This window comes from Acinetobacter sp. MYb10 (assembly GCF_002980175.2).
Lineage (GTDB): Bacteria > Pseudomonadota > Gammaproteobacteria > Pseudomonadales > Moraxellaceae > Acinetobacter > Acinetobacter guillouiae.
The window spans coordinates 2,406,998-2,430,655 of sequence record NZ_CP058272.1 but is presented as its reverse complement, the minus strand read 5'-3'; the positions used below and the strand labels follow the sequence as shown (position 1 = coordinate 2,430,655).

28 protein-coding genes are annotated in these 23,658 nt (G+C 39.4%); 18 read left to right on the top strand and 10 right to left on the bottom strand.

Going from position 1 to position 23,658, the window contains the following annotated elements:
* Positions 1-103 precede the first annotated feature (103 nt).
* From CQZ96_RS11280 to CQZ96_RS11265, 4 genes are all read left to right on the top strand, one after another.
* Positions 104-553: an ammonium transporter gene (locus CQZ96_RS11280; RefSeq protein ID WP_004718027.1), complete on the top strand. Its 450-nt coding sequence runs from the start codon at positions 104-106 to the stop codon at positions 551-553.
* A gap of 26 nt (positions 554-579) precedes the next feature.
* Positions 580-3,222, top strand: coding sequence for a type I DNA topoisomerase (topA, locus tag CQZ96_RS11275; protein WP_105713961.1), 2,643 nt, complete (start codon positions 580-582; stop codon positions 3,220-3,222).
* A 70-nt stretch (positions 3,223-3,292) separates the two neighbouring features.
* Positions 3,293-4,051, top strand: coding sequence for a hypothetical protein (locus tag CQZ96_RS11270; RefSeq protein WP_105713960.1), 759 nt, complete (start codon positions 3,293-3,295; stop codon positions 4,049-4,051).
* 138 nt (positions 4,052-4,189) lie between these two features.
* Positions 4,190-4,753 carry an HdeD family acid-resistance protein gene (locus CQZ96_RS11265; RefSeq protein WP_105713959.1) on the top strand — a complete coding sequence of 188 codons (564 nt, stop codon included), beginning with the start codon at positions 4,190-4,192 and terminating at the stop codon, positions 4,751-4,753.
* 187 nt (positions 4,754-4,940) lie between these two features.
* On the opposite strand, the gene CQZ96_RS11260 is transcribed toward CQZ96_RS11265, so the two are convergent.
* The gene (locus tag CQZ96_RS11260; protein ID WP_034611667.1) at positions 4,941-5,390 is read right to left on the bottom strand and encodes a carboxymuconolactone decarboxylase family protein; all 450 of its coding nucleotides are present in this window, start codon (positions 5,388-5,390) and stop codon (positions 4,941-4,943) included.
* Positions 5,391-5,489: 99 nt separating this feature from the next.
* Between CQZ96_RS11260 and CQZ96_RS11255 the strand changes: the two genes are divergently transcribed.
* The 5 genes from CQZ96_RS11255 (at position 5,490) to CQZ96_RS11235 (ending at position 10,256) form a co-directional block, all read left to right on the top strand.
* Positions 5,490-6,626 carry a glycerate kinase gene (locus CQZ96_RS11255; protein ID WP_105713958.1) on the top strand — a complete coding sequence of 379 codons (1,137 nt, stop codon included), beginning with the start codon at positions 5,490-5,492 and terminating at the stop codon, positions 6,624-6,626.
* 187 nt (positions 6,627-6,813) lie between these two features.
* A complete protein-coding gene (locus tag CQZ96_RS11250) occupies positions 6,814-8,805 on the top strand; it encodes an ATP-dependent helicase (RefSeq protein WP_056516924.1) in 1,992 nt (663 codons plus the stop codon).
* Positions 8,806-8,891: 86 nt separating this feature from the next.
* Positions 8,892-9,143 carry an RNA recognition motif domain-containing protein gene (locus CQZ96_RS11245; RefSeq protein ID WP_004718014.1) on the top strand — a complete coding sequence of 84 codons (252 nt, stop codon included), beginning with the start codon at positions 8,892-8,894 and terminating at the stop codon, positions 9,141-9,143.
* 222 nt (positions 9,144-9,365) lie between these two features.
* The gene (locus CQZ96_RS11240) at positions 9,366-9,869 is read left to right on the top strand and encodes a DUF6586 family protein (RefSeq protein ID WP_004718012.1); all 504 of its coding nucleotides are present in this window, start codon (positions 9,366-9,368) and stop codon (positions 9,867-9,869) included.
* Between the two features lie 108 nt (positions 9,870-9,977).
* Positions 9,978-10,256 (top strand): hypothetical protein, encoded by a 279-nt coding sequence (locus CQZ96_RS11235; RefSeq protein ID WP_004718010.1) that lies wholly within the window; start codon positions 9,978-9,980, stop codon positions 10,254-10,256.
* Positions 10,257-10,518: 262 nt separating this feature from the next.
* Here CQZ96_RS11235 and CQZ96_RS11230 read toward each other — a convergent pair whose 3' ends face one another.
* From CQZ96_RS11230 to CQZ96_RS11215, 4 genes are all read right to left on the bottom strand, one after another.
* On the bottom strand, positions 10,519-12,237 hold the full coding sequence (locus CQZ96_RS11230; RefSeq protein WP_004718008.1) for a cation:proton antiporter: 1,719 nt from the start codon (positions 12,235-12,237) through the stop codon (positions 10,519-10,521).
* A gap of 182 nt (positions 12,238-12,419) precedes the next feature.
* Positions 12,420-12,575: a 50S ribosomal protein L33 gene (rpmG, locus tag CQZ96_RS11225; protein WP_003654787.1), complete on the bottom strand. Its 156-nt coding sequence runs from the start codon at positions 12,573-12,575 to the stop codon at positions 12,420-12,422.
* Between the two features lie 12 nt (positions 12,576-12,587).
* Positions 12,588-12,824: a 50S ribosomal protein L28 gene (rpmB, locus tag CQZ96_RS11220; protein WP_000048256.1), complete on the bottom strand. Its 237-nt coding sequence runs from the start codon at positions 12,822-12,824 to the stop codon at positions 12,588-12,590.
* A 165-nt stretch (positions 12,825-12,989) separates the two neighbouring features.
* Positions 12,990-14,438 (bottom strand): coniferyl aldehyde dehydrogenase, encoded by a 1,449-nt coding sequence (locus tag CQZ96_RS11215; RefSeq protein ID WP_016539261.1) that lies wholly within the window; start codon positions 14,436-14,438, stop codon positions 12,990-12,992.
* Positions 14,439-14,549: 111 nt separating this feature from the next.
* Between CQZ96_RS11215 and CQZ96_RS11210 the strand changes: the two genes are divergently transcribed.
* The 5 genes from CQZ96_RS11210 to CQZ96_RS11190 all read left to right on the top strand — a co-directional run bounded on the left by CQZ96_RS11210 (position 14,550) and on the right by CQZ96_RS11190 (position 18,299).
* Positions 14,550-15,242, top strand: a complete 693-nt coding sequence (locus CQZ96_RS11210; protein WP_034611676.1) for a TetR/AcrR family transcriptional regulator — start codon at positions 14,550-14,552, stop codon at positions 15,240-15,242.
* Positions 15,243-15,327: 85 nt separating this feature from the next.
* Positions 15,328-16,194 carry a formyltetrahydrofolate deformylase gene (gene purU, locus CQZ96_RS11205; protein ID WP_016539263.1) on the top strand — a complete coding sequence of 289 codons (867 nt, stop codon included), beginning with the start codon at positions 15,328-15,330 and terminating at the stop codon, positions 16,192-16,194.
* Positions 16,195-16,415: 221 nt separating this feature from the next.
* Positions 16,416-17,240, top strand: coding sequence for an energy transducer TonB family protein (locus CQZ96_RS11200; RefSeq protein ID WP_004818828.1), 825 nt, complete (start codon positions 16,416-16,418; stop codon positions 17,238-17,240).
* A gap of 31 nt (positions 17,241-17,271) precedes the next feature.
* Positions 17,272-17,895 carry a MotA/TolQ/ExbB proton channel family protein gene (locus CQZ96_RS11195; RefSeq protein ID WP_004717997.1) on the top strand — a complete coding sequence of 208 codons (624 nt, stop codon included), beginning with the start codon at positions 17,272-17,274 and terminating at the stop codon, positions 17,893-17,895.
* Positions 17,895-18,299 carry an ExbD/TolR family protein gene (locus tag CQZ96_RS11190; RefSeq protein ID WP_004717995.1) on the top strand — a complete coding sequence of 135 codons (405 nt, stop codon included), beginning with the start codon at positions 17,895-17,897 and terminating at the stop codon, positions 18,297-18,299. Before CQZ96_RS11195 ends, CQZ96_RS11190 begins: the two co-directional genes overlap by 1 nt.
* A 115-nt stretch (positions 18,300-18,414) precedes the next feature.
* Here the strand turns inward: CQZ96_RS11190 and msrA are convergent, their stop codons facing one another.
* Both msrA and CQZ96_RS11180 read right to left on the bottom strand, forming a co-directional pair.
* Positions 18,415-18,936 carry a peptide-methionine (S)-S-oxide reductase MsrA gene (msrA, locus tag CQZ96_RS11185; RefSeq protein ID WP_004717992.1) on the bottom strand — a complete coding sequence of 174 codons (522 nt, stop codon included), beginning with the start codon at positions 18,934-18,936 and terminating at the stop codon, positions 18,415-18,417.
* Between the two features lie 253 nt (positions 18,937-19,189).
* Positions 19,190-19,528, bottom strand: coding sequence for a TIGR01244 family sulfur transferase (locus tag CQZ96_RS11180; RefSeq protein ID WP_056516927.1), 339 nt, complete (start codon positions 19,526-19,528; stop codon positions 19,190-19,192).
* 126 nt (positions 19,529-19,654) lie between these two features.
* On the opposite strand from CQZ96_RS11180, the gene CQZ96_RS11175 reads away from it, so the two are divergent.
* The 3 genes from CQZ96_RS11175 (at position 19,655) to CQZ96_RS11165 (ending at position 21,426) form a co-directional block, all read left to right on the top strand.
* On the top strand, positions 19,655-20,551 hold the full coding sequence (locus CQZ96_RS11175) for an alpha/beta hydrolase (protein ID WP_056516930.1): 897 nt from the start codon (positions 19,655-19,657) through the stop codon (positions 20,549-20,551).
* The gene (trxC, locus tag CQZ96_RS11170; RefSeq protein WP_056516933.1) at positions 20,552-20,983 is read left to right on the top strand and encodes a thioredoxin TrxC; all 432 of its coding nucleotides are present in this window, start codon (positions 20,552-20,554) and stop codon (positions 20,981-20,983) included.
* A gap of 74 nt (positions 20,984-21,057) precedes the next feature.
* Positions 21,058-21,426 (top strand): acyl-CoA thioesterase, encoded by a 369-nt coding sequence (locus CQZ96_RS11165; protein ID WP_154130156.1) that lies wholly within the window; start codon positions 21,058-21,060, stop codon positions 21,424-21,426.
* Positions 21,427-21,506: 80 nt separating this feature from the next.
* On the opposite strand, the gene CQZ96_RS11160 is transcribed toward CQZ96_RS11165, so the two are convergent.
* The 3 genes from CQZ96_RS11160 to CQZ96_RS11150 all read right to left on the bottom strand — a co-directional run bounded on the left by CQZ96_RS11160 (position 21,507) and on the right by CQZ96_RS11150 (position 23,220).
* On the bottom strand, positions 21,507-22,028 hold the full coding sequence (locus CQZ96_RS11160; protein WP_105713957.1) for a nuclear transport factor 2 family protein: 522 nt from the start codon (positions 22,026-22,028) through the stop codon (positions 21,507-21,509).
* Positions 22,029-22,199: 171 nt separating this feature from the next.
* Positions 22,200-22,703, bottom strand: a complete 504-nt coding sequence (locus tag CQZ96_RS11155; RefSeq protein WP_004717985.1) for a DUF4442 domain-containing protein — start codon at positions 22,701-22,703, stop codon at positions 22,200-22,202.
* A 28-nt stretch (positions 22,704-22,731) separates the two neighbouring features.
* On the bottom strand, positions 22,732-23,220 hold the full coding sequence (locus CQZ96_RS11150) for a YajQ family cyclic di-GMP-binding protein (RefSeq protein WP_004717983.1): 489 nt from the start codon (positions 23,218-23,220) through the stop codon (positions 22,732-22,734).
* Positions 23,221-23,311: 91 nt separating this feature from the next.
* On the opposite strand from CQZ96_RS11150, the gene CQZ96_RS11145 reads away from it, so the two are divergent.
* Positions 23,312-23,626 (top strand): rhodanese-like domain-containing protein, encoded by a 315-nt coding sequence (locus CQZ96_RS11145; RefSeq protein ID WP_004717980.1) that lies wholly within the window; start codon positions 23,312-23,314, stop codon positions 23,624-23,626.
* Positions 23,627-23,658 lie beyond the last annotated feature (32 nt).

Genomic DNA, 23,658 nt, shown 5'->3' with positions numbered 1-23,658 from the left:
ATTAAACTGACCTCAAAATCAGTAATTGGCGGTAATTTTAATTTTAAACTTGCGTTTTATATTCAGCTTATGCAACTCTAATATAGGAATTAAAAGGTGAACTATGGAACACACTGGTCTTTGGGTTGCGCTCGTTATTATTGTTTTTGTATTGGGCTCAATTTTTGGCTTACGCGTAAGCCCTAGAGAAAAAGCATTAGGTTTAATGCGAGAGAAAGCACGCAAGATGGGCTTACACCCGCGTTTAGTGGCTGCACCAGAGTGGACGAAAATCCCGATGGCAACAGAGTCTCGTGCGAGTATGGTGGCTTATTATAGTGTACTGATTCCAGATGCACGCTTAGCTTTGATGCGCGCCCGTGTAGAAGAGCAAAAGCTTCAAGTGGTCCTCGGTGATGAGAAATTTAAAGATTTTCCCATTGCATTAAAAGGGATTTATGCTATTGATATGCAGGCCAACTGTGTAGGGCTTTATTGGGATGAAGAATCTGACCTCAGAGCAACACAGCTTGATGATATGAAGGCATATTTACTTAAATTGGCTGAAATTTAACTTAATAATAGGAACAGTGGTTTATTATGGCGAACGCTCCTCGGTCCACATCCAAAAGCACAACAGCAAATTCTCCTGATGCTGGGAAAAAACGTGCATTAGTGATTGTGGAGTCGCCTGCAAAAGCGAAAACGATTAATAAATATTTAGGCTCAAATTACATTGTGAAGTCTTCGGTAGGTCATGTTCGTGATTTACCTACAGGTGGTTCAAGTAAATCGACAGAAAAAAAGCCTGCAACGCGTACCAAGTTGACGGATGAACAGAAGGCTGAAAAAGCACAATCCGCTTTAGTCAATCGTATGGGTGTCGATCCTGAGCATGGCTGGAAAGCCAAGTATGAAGTGCTTCCAGGCAAAGAACATGTGGTCGCTGAACTCAAAAAACTAGCCAAAGATGCAGATGAAATCTATCTCGCAACGGATTTGGATAGAGAAGGAGAAGCGATTGCGTGGCATTTAAGAGAAGTGATTGGTGGTGATGATAGCCGTTACCATCGTGTGGTCTTTAACGAGATTACCAAAAATGCCATTCAAGAAGCATTTAAACAACCTACACGTCTAGATTTAAACCGTGTGAATGCGCAACAGGCTCGTCGTTTTCTCGACCGCGTGGTGGGCTTCATGGTTTCACCACTGCTGTGGGAAAAGATTGCGCGTGGCCTCTCTGCAGGGCGTGTACAGTCGGTTGCAGTAAAATTGGTGGTCGAGCGTGAGCGTGAGATTCGTGCCTTTATTCCTGAAGAATACTGGCAAGTTTTTGCAGACACTCATTCTGCAAAAGATGAAATCCGTTTAGAAGCAGTCAAACAAGGCGGCAAAACATTAAAATTACAAAATAAAGCGCAAACAGATGCTTTATTGAACATTTTAAAAGATGCTGAATATAAAGTTGCAACACGTGAAGATAAGCCAACGAAGGTCAATCCAAGTGCGCCTTATATCACTTCAACCTTGCAACAAGCTGCAAGTACTCGTTTAGGTTTCTCTGTAAAGAAAACCATGATGCTTGCACAGCGTTTATATGAAGCTGGTTTTATTACTTATATGCGTACTGACTCAACATTCTTGAGTGATGATGCTGTCAGTATGGTGCGTAATCATATTGAAACTGAATTTGGTGCAAATTACTTACCTGCTAAAGCAAATCGTTATGGGAATAAAGCCAATGCGCAAGAAGCCCATGAAGCGATTCGTCCTTCCAATGTTGCCTTAAAAGGCGATAGTTTGGCGGGTGTTGAGCGTGATGCACAACGTTTATATGATTTGATCTGGCGTCAATTTGTTGCATGTCAAATGACTCCAGCAGAGTATTTATCCTCAACGATTTTGGTTGATGCGAATGGTGTAGAACTCAAAGCCAAAGGTCGTACTTTAGTTTTTGATGGTTTTACCAAAGTGCGTGGTCAGAACAAGTCTGATGATGATGTTTTATTACCTGCAGTCAAAGTGGGTGAAATTCTCAAACTTGAGAAACTTGATCCTTCTCAACACTTTACTAAACCACCTGCACGTTTTACTGAAGCATCTTTAGTAAAAGAATTGGAAAAACGTGGAATCGGTCGTCCATCGACTTATGCAGCGATTATTTCGACGATTCAAGATCGTGGTTATGTCAAACTCGACAATCGCCGTCTTTTTGCAGAGAAGATGGGTGAAATTGTTACCGATCGTCTAGACGAGAATTTTAATAACCTGATGAATTATGCATTTACTGCAGATTTGGAAGGTCAATTGGATAAAGTTGCAGATGGTGAACGTAATTGGAAAGAGCTGTTAGATAGTTTCTACGGTGATTTTAAAAAGCGTTTAACCACAGCACAGGGCGAAAACGGCATGCGTCGTAATCAACCTGTAGAAGTTGAAGCTGTTCACTGTAAAGAATGTGAACGCCCGATGCAGATTCGTACAGGGACGACGGGTGTCTTCCTTGGTTGTTCTGGTTATAATTTGCCACCAAAAGAACGCTGTAAAGGGACATTGAATTTAACACCAGTTGAGTCGTTGGCTATACTTTCTGATGATGACAGTGCTGAAACTGCTGACTTAATGTCGAAAAAACGTTGTCCAGTATGTGGTACTGCAATGGACAGCTATGTGATTGATGGTGGTCGCAAGTTACATATTTGTGGAAATAACCCGGATTGTGATGGTTACGAGCTGGAAGAAGGCGAGTTCAAAATCAAGGGTTATGATGGTCCAACCATTCCATGTGATAAATGTGATGGCGAGATGCAGTTGAAAACGGGTCGTTTTGGTCCATATTTCGCTTGTATGAGTTGTGACAATACCCGTAAAGTTTTGAAAAATGGTCAGCCAGCGCCACCTCGTGTCGACCCAATCAAAATGGAACATTTACGTTCAGTCAAACATGATGATTACTTTGTTCTACGTGATGGAGCAGCGGGTTTATTCTTGGCGGCAAGCAAATTCCCTAAAGTACGCGAAACACGTGCACCGAAGGTTGCGGAGTTACGTTCAGTTGCAGATCAACTTGATCCTAAGTATCAGTTTATCTTGCAAGCACCTGATCAAGATCCAGATGGTAATCCAACATTGGTTAAGTTTAGCCGTAAAAACCAAGCGCAATATATTGGTTCAGAAACCCCAGAAGGTAAACAAACCAAATGGTCTTTGGTCTACCAAGATGGGAAATGGGTAGAAGCTTAATCCATAAATATTTAAAAATGCTGGCCTAGGTCAGCATTTTTATTGCGATTAAAAATTGAGAATATATTCAATGTGGAAAAAGATTCGAGTTGGTATTTTACTGGTCATTCTGCTGATTGTTGCAGTGAACGCATGGCGTGATATGAACCAAGATTGGAGCAAGCCAATCGTTGTTTTATTACATCCTATCAATGCAGATGGTCAACGCTCCACAGCAGCCTATATTCAGCAAATTTCAACAGATGATCTTGAGGAAATTGAACATTATTTAGGTTTACAGTCTCAAGTATTTCGTGGGCAACCGATTTCATTTCATTTTCAGCTTGGACGTGAGTTAAATACCTTGCCACCTAAGTTTCCAGAATCAGGCCGTATCTTGGATACAGTTTTGTGGAGTTTAAAATTTAGATTTTATGCATGGAAACAGCATCAAGGCGAAGATGGCTCACCATCGGTGACCCTGTATTTAAATTATTATGATCCCAAGTTGCAGAAAATATTGAAGCACTCCACTGCATTGGAGCGTGGGCGTATTGGCTCTGTAAATCTATTTGCATCACGGAAGCAAAGTTCGAGCAATAAAGTCGTTCTTGTACATGAGTTATTGCATACCTTTGGTGCAAAAGACAAATATGATTTTACAACAGGGCAGCCACTCTATCCGATGGGCTATGCCAATCCTGAGCAACAACCACGTTATCCGCAGCAGCGTGCAGAAATTATGGGCGGCTATATTGCGCTTTCAGAAAGTAAAAGCAAAACACCTGAAAATCTAGAGGATACCATGATCAGTCGACTCACTGCACAAGAAATGGGTTGGGTGAAGTAGCATATAGAGCTGTGCTGTTTTATCGCTTAGATTCTGCTCAAACAAAGCTTTATTCTGGTATAGATGCAGATTTTATACAGACAAATACCTGAATTAGATCAACAATAAAATGAATGAATAACAACCAAGAGAAGAATTATGCGTACTGTAGGAAATGATTTAGTTCGTCATCAACTCCATGAAAACCGTAAATGGTATCTTCTGCTTGGAGCTTTATTGGTGATCTTTGGATTAGTGCTATTGGCTTCACTGGGTATGGCAACATTGACGGTTGTTGCATTGTTTGGTGCTTTAATGATGATCGGTGGGGTTTTACACCTGATTGCAGCATTTAAAATTTTTGATGGTGGCTTCCGCTGGCTTTGGGCGTTGTTTGGTGTGTTGTATATCGCAGCGGGTTATTATGCATTTAAATCTCCGATTACCACTGCAGTGGTATTAACCAATTTACTGGCAATTGCTTTATTGATTGGCGGTTTTATTCGTATTTTTAATGCATTTATGTTGAAACCAATGTCTGGATGGGGGTGGACATTATTTTCAGGGCTTTTAACCTTGGCAACAGGTGCAATTATTCTGGCATCACCAGATTCTCCTTTTTGGGTACTCGGATTATTTTTAGGTGTGGATATTTTATTCCAAGGGGTCAACTATCTCACCTTTGCTGTAGCAATTAAACAAATCCCACCCGCGAGCCATTAAGGTTTTACTTAATGTTTGAAATCATATGTGCATTTAACAAAACGCCTGATCAATGAGATCAGGCGTTTTGCATTTTGGCGTAAATATTTATGCAACTAGAGCAGTATTCAGTTAAATCTTATCTCAATTAACATTTCTGAAAAGCGAGGTGTTACCTAGATAAATGATTTAAGTGTTGAAACTCAGCTTATTTCGCGACTTTATACTGGCTGGAAATGGCGATACGGTTCCATGTGTTGATCACAATCGCAACCCATTCAATCGCCGTGATTTCATCACTGGATAAATGCTGTGCAGCTTGTTCATAAGCGCTATCTGGAAAATGTTGATTGGCAATTAAAGTAATCTCTTCAATTAAAATTAAAGCCGCACGTTCTTTTTCAGTAAAGTATTCACTTTCACGCCAAGCACTAATCAACGCAATACGATCAGTTGACTCGCCCGCTTTAATTGCATCTTGGGTATGCATACGAACACAGAAAGCACATTGGTTAATTTGCGAGGCTCTTAATTTGAGCAAATGAGAGAATCCAACATCAAGCCCAGCTTGCTGAACTTTTTGCATAGATAAATTTTCAAGTTCGATGACCGTTTTATATAGTTCTGGGGCGGTTTTACCAAGGTTTACACGTTGCATAGTTGTCATTTCTTTAGTCTTAATTATGAATTTATTAGTTTATCTATACTCGAAAAATCGTTATGTTATTTTTTGAATCTCATCGAAATGCATTTGCTCATGTCTAAAGTTTTTGTTCTCGCGCCTGACTCATTTAAAGAAAGCATGACAGCCGAACAAGCTTGTTTTGCAATGCAACGTGGTATTGAAAAAGTCATTGCTGATGCACAGTTTATTCATGTACCTATGGCAGATGGTGGTGAGGGAACAGTCGATGCTTTGGTCGCTGCACGAAGTGGTCGTAAAGTATATGTTGAGGTCACTGGTCCATTGGCTCAGCAACGAATATCGACCTATTGGGGATTAATTGATGGTGGTCAGACGGCTGTTATAGAAATGGCGCTGGCAAATGGTATTCACCTGATCGAAAAGTCTCAACGCAATCCTTTAGTGACGTCAACTCTGGGTACAGGCGAAATGATCAAAGCCGCTTTGGATTTGGGTGTTGGTAAAATCATTATTGGCCTGGGTGGTAGTGTCACCAATGATGCTGGTGCCGGGATGGCACAGGCTTTAGGGGCAAAATTTTTAGATGAGAATAACCATTCTGTAGACGTGGGTGGTGGGCAGCTTCAGCAGATCAAAAGCATTGATCTTTCACAACTCGATGCGCGTTTAAAAGCAACTGAAATTATTATTGCCAGTGATGTAAACAATCCATTATGTGGTCCAAATGGTGCTTCTTTTATTTTTGCGCCACAGAAAGGAGCAACTGCTGAGATGGTTGGGATCTTAGATCAAAATCTTGATCATTTTGCTGCGTTGGTGAAACAACAGTTGAATGTTGATGTTGCAAATGTACAGGGTGCTGGTGCTGCAGGCGGTTTGGGTTTCGGACTTATGGCTTTTACAGGAGCAAAAATACGCTCTGGTGTAGAAATTGTGATTAAAGAAACCCAACTTGAGGAAAAAATTGCACAAGCGGATTATGTGTTTACTGGTGAGGGCGGTATTGATTTTCAAACTAAGTTTGGCAAAACGCCTTTTGGGGTGGCGCAAGTTGCCAAGCAGTTGAATAAACCTGTGATTGCTTTTGCAGGGCATATCGGTGAAGGCGTCGATGAGCTTTATGCAGAAGGCTTTAGTGCAATTTTTGGTATTGTTGATGGTGCATGTGATTTAGCAACAGCATTAAAGCATGGTGAGCAAAATTTAGAACGCTGTTGTGAGAGTGTGGCACGGTTGTTAAGACTATAAGGCGGTTTTTATTGTAAAAGTCCTCCTTTAATCTCTGCTAGGGACAATAAATTTTATTGTCTTGAATTTTTCTTCATTGGTATGTCCTGATTTAAGCGTCAATTCACGACTTGATTCTTGGGTTAAAATGCATAATTTCACTATAGCTCTGCTAAACTAGCAGCCATCCATAAAATGATGAGTGAAAATGAGTTTAGCCAACCTGATTAATGAATTAAACCCTCAACAAAAACAAGCTGCTACGACTGAAACAAAACATAGTCTAGTTCTTGCTGGGGCAGGTTGTGGCAAAACCAAAACCATTGTGGCACGAGCTGCATATCTCATTGATCAAGGCATTCCTGCCAATCAAATCCAAATTTTGACATTTACCCGCCGTTCTGCCAGCGAGATTGTGGCGCGGGTAGAGCTTGCTTTAGGTGATCAGGCCAAAGGGTTACGCGCATCTACATTTCATACCTTTTGCATGTATTTACTTAGACGTGTGCCAAAAGCTTTTGGATTGGATCAATTTTCGATCATAGATCGTGATGATCAATTGATGTTGTTCCGTTTGATTCGTGGAAAGGATGATAAAAAGAATCCCAACGCCTTACCCAAACCACAACAGCTTTGTGATTTATATTCCTTTGCACGCAATACCCGGCAAAAACTAAGTTTGGCTTTAGAAAAGCAACTGCCTGAGTTTTTAGACGATAAAGAGCAAATTGCTGAAATCATGAAAGAGTACGAAACCCGTAAGCGGGCACGTAGTTTTCTAGATTACGATGATATTCTCGCCGTGGTTGCTTCTGCTTTGGCACAGTCCGATGGTTTAGCGGATTATGTTGCGGGCTTATGCCAGTACATGCTAGTTGATGAAATGCAAGATACCAATCCTTTGCAGTGGGCAATTCTTGAACCATTAAAAGATAAAACATCACTGTTCTGCGTGGGGGACGATGCACAGTCGATTTATGGTTTTCGTGGTGCGGATTTTGAAAATATCCACCATTTTAAAGAGCGTGTGCCAGATGCAGAGATTTTCAAATTAGAAAAAAATTATCGTTCTACTCAAGAAATTTTAGATTTTTCAAACTGGTTACTCGATCAAAGTTCGATTCATTACGATAAAAAACTTGAAGCTTATCGTGGTGATGGCATTAAACCGCGAATGCATGTTTTTCCAAATGAGTTTGATGAAGCTAAATGGATCGCGATCGACATCAAAGAACGGCATTTATTGGAAGGTTCAGCTTGGCATGACCACATGGTGTTGGTGCGTTCAGCCTTTGCTGCAAGGCATATCGAGGCTGCTTTTATCCAAGCTAATGTTCCCTACCGATTTATTGGAGGGATGAAGTTGCTTGAAACAGCGCATGTCAAAGACTTATTGAGTTTATTGCGTGTTATTGCCAATCCATTGGATGATATTGCGTGGATGCGGTTTTTAACCTTATGGAATGGCGTGGGCGACGTCGGTGCGAGTAAGCTGGCGCAACAGCTCTTACTGGATGCAGATATTGAGAAAATTACAGAAAAATTAGAGAAGTTTGGGCGCATTCCTGACAATACATTGCTGATCATGAAGCAAATGAGTGTATTAAAAACCGAAGTTGAAGCCTGTGTAAAACTCGGTGTAGAGGCTATTCTCAACCAACTTGAAGAAAACTATGCCAAAAAAGATTGGCATAAACGAGTGGGTGATTTTGATCTGGTCAAGCAACTGGCGTCTAAACATACCCAACTGAGCGAGTTTTTAGAAGAATATGTACTTGACCCTGTTTCAATCAGTGAAATTGAGCGTCAGTCGCAAGATGATGTGGTGACTTTAATTACCATCCATTCTGCTAAAGGTACAGAACAAAAGGTTTGCTATGTGGCAAATGTCTCTGCTGGACAGTACCCAAATGCACGTGCGCAAGGGAATTTCGATGAAGTTGAAGAAGAGCGCCGTGTACTTTATGTGGCTTTAACACGTGCTCAAAATGAACTTATTCTAACCAAACAAAATTTAAGTTTTTGGGCACATACGCAAACAGATGAACAAGGTCGTAAGATTGAAAGTTATTTTCTCAATGATTTAACTCGAAATTTATGTAGCACAGAAACCCACTATAGACAGCGAGAGCAAACTGTAAAAAGTGCCCTAATCGAGCGTCGGGCGATTAATTTAGATTTTGGTATAGATCTAGATTAAACTATAGCAATCGTTTTTCATTCAAAAAGTAGGTAGGCGAGTGCTTTTTGATGTTTTTTGCCTCGTTTATATTTTAAGGTTGTGAGATGAAAATTTTAGTTCGTAATTTAGAACGTACTGTAACTGAAGCTGAATTGTTAGAGTTATTTAAGCAATACGGTACAGTAGATACTTGTACTCTAGTACTTGATGCGGCAACAGGTAAATCGAAAGGTTTTGCTTTTGTTGAAATGCCACATGGTAGAGAAGCAGTTAAAGCGATTAAAGGTTTAAATACCTTGCGCTTACATGGTCATGGAATTCGTGTAAAAGCAGCGGAAGATAAGCCAGAAGCATAATTGGCAGATAGTCTAAGGAGCATTTATTGCTCCTTTTTTTTATTTTAGTATTTAAATAATCTCGTCAAACCATGATAAAAATAAAAACTTAAATTGATATTCTTGCAAAAACGAGCGCTATCTATTTTATTGACATACAACATGGATAAAATTCATTGTGATTTTTGTTCAATAAAGATTAAGCTAAGACTGTAAAGAATGCCAAAATCTTAGGGAACTTCCATGTCACGTGTAGCTCGCTTTCATGCAGACCGTACCAATCAAAAACTTTATTTTGCTCGTCTTGCATGTATGCAGGGAGAACAAACTGAAAATGTTCAACAAGCTCAAGCACATCGTGAAGCAGCAGTATTTCATTTACATGGCGCGGTTTTAGCATTTCTGCAAGAATTGGTACGTTATTACCGTTTAAATGATTTTTCCCCAACCTTAAAGTCAATCGAAGAAAATATGGCGGCTAAAGGACAAGTCTCACCAGAAGTTTTAGTGATGCAAAAATTAGCCAAAGAAGGATTTATTGCTGAACTCAAAAGAGCGTATCGACTTTGTCAATATGCACCTGAACCAAGTGCGCCAGAACCAGAGGATGAAACATCATCAAACTTAATTATCAAAGTGACGCAAACACCACAAGCTTGGTTGCCTGATACAAAGATTTTAAGAGAGTGGCACCGAGATTTATCGCAACTTATTGATGGTTTTCGTAATGAAATGGTTGAATTCTGATCTTTTTGATCAGATATACTTGAAATTTTGTTTTAAATGACTATATAAAATATCTACAAGATGCAAAGTGCATTCAGCACCTTGCCCCATGTTGAGCATGGAGGATTTATGTCTATCGAACAGTTAAAAGAGTTATTTGGAAATCAGGAAGCTATTTTGGAGTTGGTACAGCTCGAAAGTGGGGAGCTGGCACTGCGTAATGCAGGTTCTGAAAAAGAGCCCTTGGTCACTATTCAATTTAATGAAGAAGTGAAAGCACTACTGGGTGATCAAACGCCAGCGATTGCACAACAGATGATTCAAGCTGCATTATTTGCGTTACTTGAAAAACAGGCAGATGAATGGCACGCTGAAGTTGTTGATGAACAACCAAAATTTATGAGCTAGTGATTTCATTTATTCTAGAATAAATACAATAAACGCACTTTCGAGTGCGTTTTTCTTTGTATGCAAATAACCTGATATACGCAAATGGCATCAAATTCTAGAAGTTTTAAATCTTTTGTTAGATGGGGTGGTGATCCCCCATCCAACATCGTTATCGATACCATTACATAATGGAAGCACCACGACTTTCCAAGGTCCACAAAGAACAGTCGTGTGGTTTTAGCTACGTTTTAAAGATCTACGTTTTAAAGATTATCCTAATTCAATGTGTTGGTTCATGATGATGAGCAATTTGGATCTGGTTTAAAATATGATTACTCATGTTTTTCGCCATTTCCTCTTTTGCATAATAGACTTCACCGACATTGTCTTTACGGATCACTTCAGCTTCTTCTTTATTTTCAGCACAGACTAACACTTGAATTTCTGGATTAAGCAGCTTGGCTGTATCGACAATTTTATGAATATCTACAATATCCATCGGTGAAATCACCAATAGTCGTGCATGTTGGATATGGGCTTGAATCAAAACACTGGGTTCTGTTGCTCGACCAGAAACCGCAGCGATGCCTTTTTCACGCAAATTCTCTACAATTTCGCGGTTCTCTTCAGCGATGACCACTTTGATGCCGTCATCCATCAATGTTTTGGTAATACGACGTCCGACTTCACCATGACCAACAATCACCACTTGATCACGTAAATACGCTTGATCAACTTCATCTGGAAGCATTGCCAATGGGTCACCGCTACGCTCAAGTAAGCGCGCCAAATGCGAACGCTCACGGATCCAGTTTTGCACAGGTTCGATCGCAGAAAATAGAAATGAATTGAGGGTGATAGAAAATAAAGCACCCGCTAAGATTAAGTTTTGCGCTTCAGGGCTAAGTAATCCCAGTGACAAGCCTAAGGTTGCCAGAATAAAGGAGAACTCTCCAATTTGTGCCAAACTGGCGCCCACTGTTAATGCTGTATTGATGGGATAACGGAAAAATAACACCAATGCCATCGCTGCCAGCGTCTTACCAATCATAATAATGGCAATGACTGCTAAAATATGTAGAGGCTGTTCCACAATAATACGTGGATCAAATAACATTCCGACAGAAACGAAGAACAAAATCGAGAAAATTTCGCGTAAAGGTAAAGTTTCTTCTTCTGCACGATGACTAAAATCTGATTCTTTAACCACCATTCCGGCAAAGAACGCTCCAAGTGCCATAGAAACGCCGAAGATTGCGTATGAGCCATAAGCGATTGAAACTGCTGCTGCGACTACGGTTAAAGTAAAAAGCTCTCTAGAGCCTAAACGTGCTACATATTGCATAATCATTGGCACAAGGCGTTTCCCAATGATGAGCATAAAGGCGATAAAACCAGTTACTTTTAATAGGGTGATGCCGAGTGTTAACCAAATGTTTTGATCAGATTCATGTCCTGCAATAGGATGTCCGCCTAAAAGTACAGCTGTTGCAGGCAGTAGAACCAAGACTAAAACCATGACCAGATCTTCGACCAGCAACCAGCCAACGGCAATCTTACCATTCACCGAGTTAAGCAGTCCTTTGTCACCTAATGCTTTGAGTAAAACCACCGTACTTGCACAGGATAAACTTAAGCCAAAGACCAATGCGGAGCCAAAGCTCCAGCCCCAAAAGATGGAAACTGCCATACCCAGTAAGGTCGCAACCGCGATTTGTAAAATTGCACCAGGGAGGGCAATTTTTCGGACTTGCATTAAATCGTTGAGGGAAAAATGCATCCCGACACCGAACATCAAGAACATGACGCCTAATTCAGCAAGCTGATTGGCTAGCGCGATGTCTGCAACAACACCTGGGGTATTGGGGCTGATGATAATTCCCGCAATTAAATAACCAATCAAAGGTGGCAGGCGTAATCGTGCAGCGATATAGCCAAAGATCAGGGCTATACCAAAACCAACTGCAAGTAAAATAATCAGATCTACATCATGAGGCACTAAATACTCCTTAAATCTTCAGGAGAAATCATTCAAAAAATCATTTCTTAAGGTAATGACTTTGTATAAAGCCATATAAAATGCACAATCAGTGCCAAATTCGCTAAAGAGTTTAACAAGTCGAAGAAAAAAAAGGCAAAAAAAACGACCCAAATGGATCGTATTTTTTAAGAAAACTAAAATTATTTAATTTTAGCTTCTTTGAAGATTACGTGTTGACGGATTTTTGGATCAAATTTTTTGATTTCCATTTTTTCCGGCATAGTACGTTTGTTCTTAGTAGTGGTATAGAAATAACCTGTACCAGCAGTAGAAACTAAGCGAATTTTATCACGCATGGTTCAGACTCCTTAGATCTTTTGACCTTGAGCACGAAGGTCAGCAACAACCTTTTCAATGCCCAATTTGTCGATAATACGCATACCTTTAGTGGTTAGACGAAGACGTACAAAACGTTTTTCGCTTTCTAACCAGAAACGGTGGTGATGCAGGTTCGGCTCGAACCGGCGTTTAGTTTTGTTGTTGGCGTGTGAGACGTTGTTACCAACGACTGGACGCTTGCCGGTAACTTGGCAAACCTTAGACATGGTGTAACTCCATTGATTTAGCCAACAGCAAATCTGTATGGCCAGTCAAAATAAAACGGATTGAATTCATTCAAGGGGCGTTTTATACCAAAATTCCGCTTAAAAGACAAGCGGAATTCGTCAAAACGCAACATGATCTAATTTGATAGATCATGCCTTGATCAGTTAGCGTAAGAAAGTTTTCTCTAAAATCTTATTTAGGGCTTTGTCATAAGGCGCTAATATGAATTTTAAGCTAAATAGCTTAGGAATAGACATTACTGAACGCTCATGTGATAAACCAAAGAAACCTTCTGGGCCATGATATTTGCCCATGCCAGATGCACCAACGCCACCAAATGGTAAATCGTCTTGTGCAACATGGGTAACTACGGCATTTTGACCGAAATGCCCAGAATGGGTACGTTGAGAAACGTATTCTGCGCGGGCATTGTCAAAGTCGAAATAGTATAAAGCAAGTGGACGCGGTCTGCCATTAATAAAGTCAATTACATCGTCAATTTGATCATATTCCATAATTGGAAGCACTGGACCAAAGATTTCATTCTTCATAATGTCCATTGTAGGTAGAACACCTGTTAAGAATGTTGGGGCAATTTTACGTACACTCGCTAATTCTTCATTTTGAGGATTGATTTCAATCAACTCAGCGCCTTGTTGACGTGCATCCTCTAAATAACCTTGAACACGGTTGTACTGCTTATCGTTGATAATGCTGGTGTAATCTTGATTATCACGAATCGTCGGGTACATTGTTGTTGCAGCTTGTTTAAAGCTTTCAATAAACTCGGCAGTTTTTCCTCGAGGTAGGAACATATAGTCTGGTGCTACACAGGTTTGACCAGAGTTCCACAATTTACCAAAAGCAATACGTTCAGCGACCAGATTGAGATCGCTTGAAGGATGTACGATTACAGGTGATTTACCACCAAGCTCAAGAATAACAGGCACTAGATTTTCGGCAGCAGCAGACATCACGGTTTTACCGACATTGGTAGAGCCAGTAAAAATGATTTTATCGAATGCTAAATGTGAAAATGCATCGGAAATTTGACCACCGCCATTGACGACGGCAACCAATTCTTGTGGAAATGCTTCTGAGAGAGCATTTTCAAGTACGAAGCCAAAATTAGAAGATGAACTTGAAATTTTGAGTATTGCGTGATTTCCAGCAGCCAGTGCACAAATCAGTGGGCCAACAGAAAGCAATAATGGATAGTTCCATGGTGCAATAATTCCAATCACACCTAAAGGCTGATATTGCACCCAAGCTTTGGCTGGTTGGTGTAAGATAGACACATGGCGCTTAGATGGTTTCATCCATGCTGTTAAATGCTTGCTATAATATTTAATTTGTTCTAAACATGTGAGTAGTTCACCAATTTTAGTTTCGCTGATTGAACGATTGCCGTAGTCTTGATTGATTGCTTCTGCAAATTGATCTTGGTATTTTACCAGAACTTTCTTTAAGCGAGCTAAACGTTCAATACGTTCCTTTGCTGTAGGAACAGGGTAGCGTTGATAAGCGACTTTCTGTTGTTCAAGAATGTCATGCATACGTTGAACTTCAGGTGAGTAAGAAGTCATTGAATTTGTTTTTGTATGACTGTTCATGACAAACACCATTTACGAATAGGTTAATATAATATAATTTTTAGAGTAAATACTCTAAATAGTCAAGTCACTTTATGTTAGCTTGTGCTAACGGTTAAAAATGGTAATAGGATGTCGAGCTCCAAAACTTTGAAAACGAAAGACCGAATTTTGCAGATTAGTCTGCAACTTTTTAATGAGCGCGGCGAACGTGCAGTTACAACGAATCATATTGCAGCAGAGCTTGGGATCAGTCCTGGAAATTTGTATTATCATTTTCGAAACAAACAAGAAATCATCAAAGAATTGATGGAACAATACCAAAAAGAAACTTTAGATATGCTGTCATTACCCGATGACCGTGGAGTCAATGCCAATGATAAAATCCGTTATTTCCAAGTTTTAAGCAGTCAGCTATGGGAATATCGCTTTCTACATCGTGATGTTTATCATTTAATTGAAAATAACGACGACTTTAGAAAAATTTATCCTCGCTTTGCTGGCAAGGTGATGCAACAAGGGCAAAAAATTTATCATGCCTTTGTTGAAGCGGGACTGATGCAGATGACACCTTCTGAAATTGAAGCACTCATCATCAATATTTGGATTGTCCTGACCAACTGGACCAACTTCCTGTATATGTCTGGGCATTTAAGTGATTCCAATCATTTAGATGAAAAATGGATTTGGCAAGCATTGCGCCAGATGGTGTTTTTAGAAGGTCCTTATTTACGTGGCGAAAGTCGCGAAACCTATGAACGCTTGCTAGAAAGCTTCGGTTCTTCGGAATTATTTGCCAGTTTATCTGCTGTAAAACGCGATTGATGCTGAATCAAGATTGAAAGCTGATGAAAAAGCGTTAAAATATTCGGCTGTTTTTTAAATTAACTTATAAGTGATATCCATCAACATGAACATGACTACTGCCAACACAGCACGTCTACTGATTACTTGTGAAGACAAGCCAGGAATCGTGCAAGCTGTATCGAGCTTTTTGTATCATCAGGGCGCGAACATTACTGCGCTTGATCAATACGCAACTGAAGCTCAGGGCGGGCGTTATTTTATGCGTGTTGAGTTTGAACTTGATCATTTGCAATCCCGTCGTGAGAGTCTCATTCAAACTTTCGCAACCAATGTGGCTGAACGTTATAGTATGCATTGGCGTTTGGCTTTAGTGAGCGACATTAAAAAAGTCGGTATTTTGGTGTCTAAAGTTGACCATGCTTTGCTTGAGTTGTTATGGCGTCATTCGCGTGGTGGCTTACCTTGTGAAATTACCCAAGTGGTTTCAAACCATGAAGACTTACGTGAGTCTGTAGAAAACTTTGGTATTCCTTTCTATGTGGTTCCTGTCAACAAAGAAAATAAACGTGAAGCCTATACAAAGATCGATGAGTTAATGCAAGGGAATGATTTATTGGTTCTCGCGCGTTATATGCAAATTCTCGATGAAGAGTTTGTACAAAAGTGGGAAATGAAAGTGATCAATATTCATCACTCATTTTTACCTGCTTTTGTGGGGGCAAATCCATATAAACAGGCTTATGAAAAAGGCGTTAAATTGATTGGGGCAACAGCGCATTATGTGACGGCTGATCTGGATCAAGGCCCAATCATTGAGCAAGATGTAGAACGAGTAAACCACGATTTTACTGTGGATCAACTGCGTGAATTAGGCCAAGATGTTGAACGTAACGTACTTGCTAGAGCGGTCAAATGGCATCTAGAAGACCGTATTATTGTCGATGGTAATAAGACTGTTGTTTTTCAATAACATGTGAATATTCATTTAATATGAGTAGTAAAAAAGGATGCTTTATGCATCCTTTTTTTATTTTTAATTTGTAAAATCGATTAAAAACATTGAAAAACCAGTTGCAAATGAAAACACTTCTCATTTATCATTGTTGCACTTTAATTGTTCTATCCGATGAGCTTAATCTACAAACTGAATAATTTTTTGTAGTTTGCTCAATTTTAGGTATTTAGATTCTTATGAGTCAGTCTTCCATTGCACCACTTCAAACGCCACCACCGATGAAGAAAAAAGTCCTTGCTGCAGTGTTAGCAGTTGTTGTCGGGCACGTAGGTGTGTTGTGGGGGGTAAGTCATATGAAACCATTTGAACTGCCTCAAATAAAGAAAGAACCTTTAAAAATCAAATTTTTAAAGTTAAAAGAAGATGTTCCACCGCCGCCACCTCCTCCATCTGAACCCATCAAACCTAAAGTTCAACCGAAACCTATAGAGAAGAAAGTTGAGCCTAAACCTGTGGTTAAGCCAAAAATCATTGAGCAGAAAAAACCTGTAGAAAATGATGATCGGGCAAGAAAGCTTGAAGAACAAAAGCGTTTAGAAGAGCAACAGAAGCAGGATAAGGCACGTCAAGATGAGCAAAAACGTCAAGATGATCAGAAGCGTGCGGAACAGCAGAAACGTGAACAAGATGAACGTGATCGTCAAAAACGTGAGCAAGATGAGCGCGATCGTCAACGTCGTGATCAAGAGCAAAGAAACACGCCGCGTAATGTAAATGAAGGTCAGGTGTCTTGGAGTCGTAGTCCACGTATCGCAAAAGAGCAATTACTTAAACTGATGTCTCCAGAAGATGGAACAAAAGTTGTGAATCTAGAAATTACTGCGGATGCGGGCGGAAATATTACCAATGTTCGTATTCTTCAATCTAGTGGTAATTCAAGTTTAGATAGTTATGTTGTTAAGCAGACTCAATCTGCAAAATTTAAAGCTTATAGAGAAAATGGTGCGGGTGTACCATTTAAAATTAGGCAAGATTTTGCATTGTCGGTCTCTAAAAAGTAAATAATTTTTTTAAGAATTAGGAAATGTGCATATGAACTTTTCAGTTTATTGGCAACATGCTGATGCGGTCAGTAAGACACTGTATTTCGTGTTATTGGCAATGTCTATTGCAACGTGGACTGTGTTCATTTTGCGTATTCTAGGCACGCGTCAACTCAAGCAGGTTGCTCAGGATCACCTTGCTCAGGCTTTAAAAGCATTAAAAGCCAAGCTTGCGCCATTAAGCTTTGACCAACGTAAAGCAGTTGCAGAACAAGCGTTACTACGTCAAATCTCAGCAGAAAAGGCCAATGCTGAAAAAGGTGTTTCAGTTTTAGGAACGATTGCTTCACTTGCACCATTTGTTGGTTTATTTGGTACGGTATGGGGAATCTTCCACGCACTTGTTGCTGTAGGTAAAAGTGGTCAAGCAGGTTTAGCTCAAGTTGCAACGCCAGTTGGTGAGGCACTGATCATGACTGGTCTAGGTCTTGCTGTTGCGATTCCAGCGGTATTGGCATATAACATTTGCGTACGTTTTAACCGTACATTGTCAAATGAGTTGCAAGATCAAGCACATGGTTTGTTAATTGATACGATGTTACAACAAGATTCTTCAACGCAAAAAGTTGAATCTGAATCTACCAGTAAAGGTTTAGTTGGAGGTCAAGCTTAATGGCTTTTCAATTGGGAGAAGACAACGATTCTGGCATGAATGAGATGAATCTCATTCCGCTGATCGATATTATGTTGGTATTGATGATCATCTTCTTGGTGACAGCCACCGTTGCTAACCCATCGATACCATTAACTTTACCAAAGACCACTGCTGAAGTAATCGCGCCTCCACCTGAAGCAATTACCATCAGTATCAATCAGAATGGCGATGTGGCTTGGAATGATAAAGTCATCACTTTAGATGAATTGGCTAAACGATTTGATGAAGAAGGTCAAAAGCCAGTAAAACCAGCTGTACAGTTGAGAGCGGATAAAGAATCTCGCTATGATACCGTTGCACAAGTGATGTCTCGTGCAAGTGAAGCAGGATTAAATGATCTTGCCTTTATGAGTGATAATTAATTTAAATAATTACAAATATTTTAAAACCTCCTTTTAAGGAGGTTTTTTTATGTTGATATTTTGGCTATTGGGTTAGTTCACTTTTGTTATATAAAGTGAAGTATTTTCAGTGATCTTATTCTTTTAAAAGATCTTGAAATTGGCTATGAAGTTTGAGTAATTTTGGTGGAATGGCAAAATTACAATAACCTTGCGCAGGATTACGGGCAAAGAAGTTTTGATGATATTCTTCGGCAGGATGGAAGGTGGGTGCTGGACTGAGTTCAGTCACAATATTTAAACCATCTGCTTTAAGCTGCTCAATAAATTGTTCAGATTCAAGTTTTTGCTGTTCATTGAAGTAATAAATCACCGAACGATATTGTGTTCCAATATCATTGCCTTGGCGGTTTAATGTAGTTGGATCATGAATTGCAAAAAAAACCGTGAGTAATTGTTGATAATTGATTTGCTGTTCATCAAATTCAATCAAAATCACTTCAGCATGATTGGTATCCCCATTACAAATTGCTTCATAAGTTGGATTGGGAGTATGCCCGCCAGCATAACCACTGACTACGTGATTGACACCTTTGAGCTGTAAAAATACGGCTTCGGTACACCAAAAGCAGCCACCACCAAATAGAGCCTGTTGCATGTGAAGATCCCTTTATTTTTAAATTATGGAAAAGACGAAACGATGCCAAAGATCATATCGTGAACTTGCTTAGTTTGTCATATAACCATTTAAGCATAGGTACAATACCTGTTTGATTCACTAAACAGATCTGTTTAAATTGTTGCAAAATTTTAAAAGTGCAATCTATTCGAATTGCTGTAAAAACTTAAGCTTTTCCATTTAAGGTGAACCAAAAGACATTCAATAGAATGCCTTCTATATTCATGAGAATTTATTCGTCATCTAATAAATCCATTTGTTTTGCAATTTGATAGAGGTTATTTGAACGATTACCTGTACGACAAAACATGAGTACTGGTTTTGGAAGCTCGTTAAAGCGGTTGGCAAAGCTTCTGACATCAACTTCTGTGATTTGACCAGCAACGACAGGTAGAAATACATAGTCCAAACCTGCAGCACGTGCAGCTTCTTCAATTTGAGCACTTGTAGGCTGTTCTGTTCCGCCTTCCATATCAGGACGATTATTCATTATAGACTTAAAGCCTTTTTCTGCCACTTGAGCAATATGTTCTGGACCAATTTGACCAGCAAAACCAACATTTTCACTCATTTCGTCACTCCTATATGATTTAAAATCCAATATGCTATATATAATAGCATTAAGCTCAGAACTGAGTTTGAACGATAAAAGATTTATAAAAGAAATATCTATAAAAGATAACGCAATGGAGTGTGTATGTACGCATATACAGTTGAACCACTATATATCCCCATTGGACAAGAAGTCATAGCGGCAGATTTTTATCGACCTAAAAATCTAAAAAAACCTGCTGTTATTATTATGGCTCATGGATTTGCATGTTTAAGACAATTTAAGTTGGTGAACTATGCGCAAAAAATAGCACAGGCAGGCTATGCGGTTGTGCTGTTTGATTATCGTTTTTGGGGAGGAAGTACAGGCTTTCCTCGTGAACTGATTTCATTGCAGAATCAGTTGGATGATTGGAAAACCGTGGTCAGTTATGTCGCAACACAAAAGAAAATTAATCCAAAAAAAATAGCACTTTGGGGGACCTCTTTGAGTGGAGGCTATGTACTTAGTCTTGCAAGTGAGCTAAAAAGTGTCCAAGCCATTATGGTGCAAGTGCCTTATGTGGATGGGGCAGAAACTGCAAAATTGTTTCCAATTCAACAGTTACCCAAGGCATTAAAAATATCCAGTCAAGATTATATGGGGGCAAAAGTTGGCATGCTTCCAAGAACCTTACCAGTGGTACATCCCTTTGATTTATGTTTTATTCCGACCAAAGATAGTTATAACGGCTATATGTCGATTGTAAATCCAGACTACTTTTGGAGTGGTGAAGTTCCGGCACGGGTATTTTTTAATTTAATCCGTTTTAGACCAATTCAGACCGTCAGAAGTATTAATATTCCTGTGCTATTTATTGCGGCTAAAAAAGACAGTTTTATCCCGATTGAATCTAGTCGGGAAACGGCGACAAATATTGCACCTTTTGTACAATATCATGAATGGGATATGGCGCATTTTGATATTTATCATGGGAAATGGTTGGAAAAATCAATTTTGACCCAATTAGAGTTTTTACATCAACACATTGGAGTGAGCTAGATGATTATTGTATGTCCATCATGTGGCGCAAAAAACCGAGTTCCCGAAGATAAACTAAATGCTCAACCCACTTGTGGTCAATGTCATCAAAATTTGATTGCACTTGCTCCTATTGAGTTAAATGAACAAAATTTTAGTAACTTTGTTAGTCATAGTGATTTGCCAATTATGATTGATTTATGGGCAGAGTGGTGTGGTCCTTGTAAAATGATGGCACCGCATTTTGCTGAAGTTGCAAAAAATAACCCCCATGTGGTTTTTGCTAAAATTGATACTGAAGCGAATCCACGGTTAAGTAGTGCATTTAATATTCGCAGTATCCCAACCTTGGTTTTAATGAATAAAACCACGGAAGTTGCTAGAATAAGTGGTGCGTTACGTGCTAACCAATTACAAGAATGGTTAGATCAACAATTGAATGCCCATAAGTAATTCACGGGCTCGGAGTTATTGTGTCAGATTCTCATGTAAAACCTGAAGGTACACTGTCTTTACAAACCATCGCAATGCCAGCAGATACAAACTGGAGTGGTGATGTTTTTGGTGGTTGGATTGTTTCACAAATGGATTTGGCTGGTGCAATTCATGCAGAACGCTTTAGTAAAGGGCGTTGTGCAACGATTTCGATTAATCAGATGACTTTTCTTGTTCCCGTAAAAGTGGGGGATGTGATCAGTTGTTATACCAAGCTTTTAAAGGTCGGTAATACATCGATTCAAATGCAGATCGAAGTTTGGGATAGTCATGACAGTTCTCGTGCTGCCAAACGTGTGACTGCAGGTGTATTTACTTTTGTTGCTGTAGATGTTGCGGGAAATAAACGCCAAATTCCTGAAGATGTAAAGCAGAAGTATTTAGCTTCGCAAAGTGCTTAAATGCTCAAGATAAAAAATCCCAACATTGTTTGGGATTTTTTATGGAATAGGTGCTTAGATCGTTTGATTTAAATACTGTATTAAAACATGGTATTGCTGTTGGCGCTTGATTCTGGAACAGCTTGTTGTACATCCCAGTGTTCAATAATCTTTCCATTTTCGACTCTAAAGATATCGACAATTGCAACACCACGATCTTGTGGATTTTGAGCTGAATGAACGTGTAAAAATACTAAATTTCCTTCTGCGACAGCACGTTTGATTACACTTTTTGCTTCAGGATTTTTTTGGAAATACTGGGTAAAGTGATTTACAAAGGGCGCTTTACCATCTGGAACACGCGGGTTGTGCTGAATATATTGGTCACCAATATAACGATCTGCATATGCTTTAACTTGATGCTTTTGAAATACACCTTCATAAAAATCAGTCACAATGGCTTTATTTTGTTGCGCTTGTTGGGTGGTTGAATTCGCTGCTAATGTGTTGCCCGTTGTAGTAGTAGCAACGTGATTTGGATTTTGGGCACATGCAGTGAGAAACAAAATAGGGCTTAGAATGAGGCTGAGTGCAATAATTTTTCTTGGCGTAGCTGATCGCATGATTATCCTCTATAGTTCAAATCTTAATAGTTCAAGATGGTGGTGGAAATAACACCATCTTGATGAGTAAATAAGCATGAATATAGTGAATAATCGTCACTCATTATTTGTACTTTGGTAAATTTTATACTTACTAAACAGTAAGTTTTATTTACATTTGCAGATTTGTATTTATTTCTTTTTTAGGCGTTCTTTTGACACCCAAGCCCACACCATTTGGCATTCTACAGGCTCTTTTCCAGACTCATCCATAATGGTGACTGGAACCAGCGTTTCACCTTTTTCAGAGCTTTGCATTTCTAAAATTTGTTCTTTGCTCAATGTCGCTGTTGCTGTCATATCACCTTTAGATGGTCGTTTATATTCAATATGCATGCTTTTGATCAAGACAATTGAACTATCAGGAACATTCATACCTGTGACAAAGCCTGTTGCTGTTTCAGCAATCAGGGCCATTGCAACAGCATGTAATTGTCCAATATGGTTTTGCATAGCACGGTGGTTTTTAATTTCCACCACAACTTTTGAATGGCTGACTTCTAAGTACTTAATATTGGCTGTGCCCACCATAGGCACAACTCGACCAAACGCCTTACTCCAGAGCGTACTTCGAATGCCTTTAGGGAATTTAGAAGTTGCTTTCACAAGTTTAGATAAACGGTTGGTCTGAGTCATGTCTTAACCTATAGTGTTGCTAAAGACCTTAGTCTTTGAAGTTATTAAATTGTAAAGGTACACCGAATTGTTGTTCTTTTAAAAATGCCATAACTTGCTGTAATGTATCGCGCTTTTTATCAGTTACACGTATCTTGTCACCTTGGATAGAAGATTGCACTTTGACGCCACTTTCTTTAATGGCTTTATTAATTTTTTTTGCGGTATCTGAGTCAAGTCCATCTTTAAGCTTGATCACTTGCACAATATTTTTACCTGAAGCCGTCATTTTTTGTGGATCAAGGGCTTGAATATCGATTTTACGTTTAAAGAAATGATTTTCAAGCATGCTATAGACTTGTTCACACTGGAAATCACTTTCAGTTGAAATTTTAATTTCTTTGGCTTTTTCATTAATTTCGATTGAAACGTCCTGACCACGGAAGTCAAAGCGTGTCGCAATTTCTTTTTGTGTGTTTTGAACAGCATGATTTACTTCAAAAATCTCTAATTCTGAAACAATATCGAAAGATGGCATAGTTTAGACCTTTACAAATGGAAAGAATATCTGAGATGCTAGGGATGTTTTCTTCATTTGCCAAGTGTTGTTTACATCAAAGGAGTGCACAATGATCCGTAAATTAGAAATTACAACATTTGAGTTCCCAGAAAATGCAGTTATCTGGGATGTTCGTGATGCAAAAGCCTTTGCCGAAGGCCATGTAAAAGGGGCTGTAAATCAGCCTATAGATGGTTTAAGTGCTGAGAGCTTGACTCAAGTGAATTCGGATCAGTCCATTTACATTTTATGTGGTGGTGGAAGTAAAGCGCCTCGAGCTGCTGAAAAATTAGAGAGTTTAGATGATTCTCGTGATTACGTTGTACTTATGGGGGGAACACGTGCAGCACGTGATGCAGGTCTCCCATTAGAACAGGGTTCATAAAAAAGCGCCGAAAGGCGCTTTTTTATTACGAT